The sequence below is a fragment of the Acetobacter sp. genome (assembly GCF_047723915.1).
Lineage (GTDB): Bacteria > Pseudomonadota > Alphaproteobacteria > Acetobacterales > Acetobacteraceae > Acetobacter.
In genome coordinates, this window is sequence record NZ_JBDOBQ010000052.1 from 1 (window position 1) to 3,314 (window position 3,314).

General features: G+C 64.5%; 3 protein-coding genes and 1 pseudogene. 3 read left to right on the forward strand and 1 reads right to left on the reverse strand.

Going from position 1 to position 3,314, the window contains the following annotated elements:
* The 3 genes and pseudogenes from ABF990_RS14555 to ABF990_RS14565 all read left to right on the forward strand — a co-directional run.
* Positions 1–386: pseudogene (locus ABF990_RS14555) on the forward strand (hypothetical protein); the annotation flags it as partial.
* A 55-nt stretch (positions 387–441) separates the two neighbouring features.
* Positions 442–1,356 (forward strand): class I fructose-bisphosphate aldolase, encoded by a 915-nt coding sequence (locus tag ABF990_RS14560; protein WP_415492528.1) that lies wholly within the window; start codon positions 442–444, stop codon positions 1,354–1,356.
* 33 nt (positions 1,357–1,389) lie between these two features.
* Entirely contained in the window at positions 1,390–2,016 is a 627-nt protein-coding gene (locus ABF990_RS14565) for a thiamine phosphate synthase (RefSeq protein WP_415492529.1), read from the forward strand.
* A gap of 328 nt (positions 2,017–2,344) precedes the next feature.
* Here the strand turns inward: ABF990_RS14565 and ABF990_RS14570 are convergent, their stop codons facing one another.
* Positions 2,345–3,199: a fasciclin domain-containing protein gene (locus ABF990_RS14570; RefSeq protein WP_415492530.1), complete on the reverse strand. Its 855-nt coding sequence runs from the start codon at positions 3,197–3,199 to the stop codon at positions 2,345–2,347.
* Between the last annotated feature and the right edge of the window lie 115 nt (positions 3,200–3,314).

A 3,314-nucleotide genomic window follows, 5' to 3' on the forward strand; every position in this document is an offset into this window, starting at 1 on the left:
GCCCGAGTGCCCCCACCCCCCGGCACGGGCAGCAACCGCCCGCCACCGCGGCATTCGGCTTTATATCCCCCCCCGGCGCGGGAGCGTTCATGGGAGCGCCCTGGTGGCTGGCGTTGATGCGTGATCTGGGCCGGGCGACTACCCTGCCCTTCGTGCATCTGCTCGACTGTGGCGCAAGCCCCGCCCATGCCCTTGTCGCACTCAACCATGGCCAGACTCTGGCGGTCCTTGCAGGGGATGACAGACAGGCCATGGCCGTTCGCGCCACCTTCATGCAGGCGGGGGCCACCCTTCTGGCGCACTCTCCGCCATCATTTGACCTTATACGGGCGGTAGATGCCACATCGTCTCTTGTCGCGTATATCAGGCACGGTTATTGCGAATAATAACGTCCGGAAAATAACATGCCGGACACCAAGGCAAAGGAAGGACTGTTCCGTCATGGCGCTTACCTCGAAGGTCAAGGCAATTCTCAGCCAGTATGAGAGCGATAATCCCGGCACCAAAACCAACCTGGCCCGTCTGCTCAATACCGGCAAGCTGGCTGGCACGGGCAAGCTTGTCATTCTGCCGGTGGACCAGGGGTTTGAACATGGCCCTGCCCGTTCCTTTGCCGCCAACCCCGCGGCCTACGACCCGCACTACCATTTCGAACTGGCGATCGAAGCAGGGCTGAACGGCTTTGCCGCCCCCCTTGGCATGCTCGAATGCGGGGCCGCGACCTTTGCCGGCGAAATTCCCCTTATCCTGAAGTGCAACAGCTCCAACAGCCTGTCCACCATCAAGGACCAGGCCGTGACCGGCACCGTGGCCGACGCGCTGCGTCTGGGCTGCGTGGGCATTGGCTTTACCATCTACCCCGGTTCCGAATACTGCTTCGAGCAGATGGAAGAACTGCGTGAACTCGCGGCGGAAGCCAAGGCGGCAGGCCTTGCGGTTATCGTCTGGAGTTATCCGCGCGGCCCGCTGCTGGACAAGAAGGCCGAAACCGCCGTCGATGTCTGCGCCTACGCGGCCCATATGGCCGCACTGTGCGGCGCGCACATCATCAAGGTAAAGCCCCCGACCGACGTTGTGGCCCTTGACGCCTGCAAGCCCGTTTATGAAAAGAACAGTGTGGATGTCGCCACCCTGGCGGCCGGTATCCGCCATGTGGTTCAGTCCTCCTTCGCGGGGCGTCGCATCGTGATTTTCTCCGGCGGTGAAACCACCGGCTCGGACAGCCTGCTCAAGACCATTCAGGGCATTCAGGACGGCGGCGGCTTCGGCTCCATCATCGGCCGCAATGTGTTCCAGCGTCCCAAGGCCGAAGCACTCGCCCTGCTCGACCAGATCACCACCATTTTCAAGGGCTGACCCCGACGTTCCGGGGGTGGAGAAACAGACATAGTGCCTGAACTTTATCTGGTGACACCACCCCTTGCGGATGCCGGGACTTTCCTGCCCGTTCTTGAACGCGGGCTGGACCGGCATCAGCCTGCCGCCCTGCTGCTGCGGCTTGCGGGCGGCATGACCGACACCGCCGCACTGGGCGTGGTTACGGCCATTGGCGCGGCAGTGCAGCACAGGGGCATAGCCCTGATCCTTGAAGACAGTCCCGCTCTGGCCAGACAGGCCGGATGCGACGGAGTGCATCTGTCCCGGGCGTACACCGCGCTGAGCGTGCGGGACGTGCGCCGCATGCTGGGCGATGACCTGCAACTGGGTGTTGCGGCGGGCACCAGCCGCGATCGCGCCATGCAGGCGGGTGAGGACGGGGCGGATTATGTCTGCTTCGGTCCCGAGCCCGCCAGCACGGACCAGACCCACCCCGACCGGGACACCACAGATGCACCGCCCGAAGACCCCCAGCCCGTAGCGGCTCTGGCGCAATGGTGGTCGGTCATGATGGAACTGCCGGTGGTGGCCTGCGCCCCAACCCCGGAAGATGCCGCGCAACTGGCCACGAGCACGGCGGATTTTATCATGCCATCCGCCCAGTGGTGGGATAATCCTCCGGCCTGGCCCGCGCTCTGAAAAATTAAGCGCGCAGAAACCCGCCATGGGCGTGGCAGGGCACCACGCTTCAAGCCCGCCCCTCCCTGCCGTAGCGCGGTCGGGCCTTGCCTGAAAGCGCTACCACACCGCACCTGCGACACCTGGGCAGAAGATCGACTGCAAAGCGACGGAGCGGGGGTTGTCCATCCAAAAACGGCGGAATACGCGATAGATCTGGCCGCAGAATGCTGCGTTGCTGAACCCCGGCAGGCCGGTCCGACTGATTTTTTATGCAGTCTGTTCAGGCCTGAAACGGGTTTTTGTATCGCCCTGAGGGCCAGCCATGGCGAAGGCGCCAGCGCCCCTGTCAGCCACGGGGTTGCATGGCCTGCCCGGCTACAGGCGGGACAAGCAGGGACTGGGTGAAATACAGCACCCCGTTGGATTGCGGCACACCCATGACCCAAAGGCGGCTGATGATACCCTGACCATTTTCCAGCACGATCTGGCCGCTTTGTGGGTCGACCGTGGCAAAAAGCGGCAACCCGCCCAATGTCGGCAGAACGGCCCGATGCGCGGGGTCCGCCGCCACGGCTGCACGAATGCGCGCCCCGGTCCAGGCCCCCGGCACAATACTGTAATCCACCAGCGCCCGTGCAGCCGCCATACCCCGCGGGGACCGCGCGGCAGCGGCAAGCAGCCCGCCGGTCCGTGTGCTGTAGGCCTCCAGCGCGCTGTTGGGGATGCCGAACACCGTGAACGGCCCATTTTGCTGCAACAGGGCCATGCGGCCGGTTACCGTCAGCAAATGGACGTAATCGGCCATTTCTATGGATGTCGGCAGAGTGTCGGAGAGCGGACGGTCGCAAAAGGCCGGGGTTTTGGGGTCCGGATAGGCGACAGCACTATCCGGAGCGCCATGCAGGGTGGCCACCATTCCGGTCTGCCCTCCCCTGTCATGCCCGGCAGGGCCATAGGTCCGCGTGCCCGAAACCGTGGGCAGCATGGCAGCGCAGTTAGAAATAGGGGTGGTGTAAACGTCCTGTCGGGCATGGCTCTGGCAACCGCTGAGCACAAACACCGCGCCCGCCGCGACAAGCCCTGTTCTCCGCCCCCGTCCGGCCCCGGGGGAACGGAACAGGTTTCTTACCCGCCCCCGCAGGCCCGGCCAGCGGAACGGCCCGCAAGACGGCCCACGCGGGGCGGAGGGGACTCCGCTCATGCTCAGCAGCCGTCGCCCCGCATTGTCCATGAAGACACGACACCGTTCACGAGTTCGAACGTGGTCTGGCAGGAATAGGTGTAGGCCGTGCTCATGCCACCGCCCCAGCCCCAGC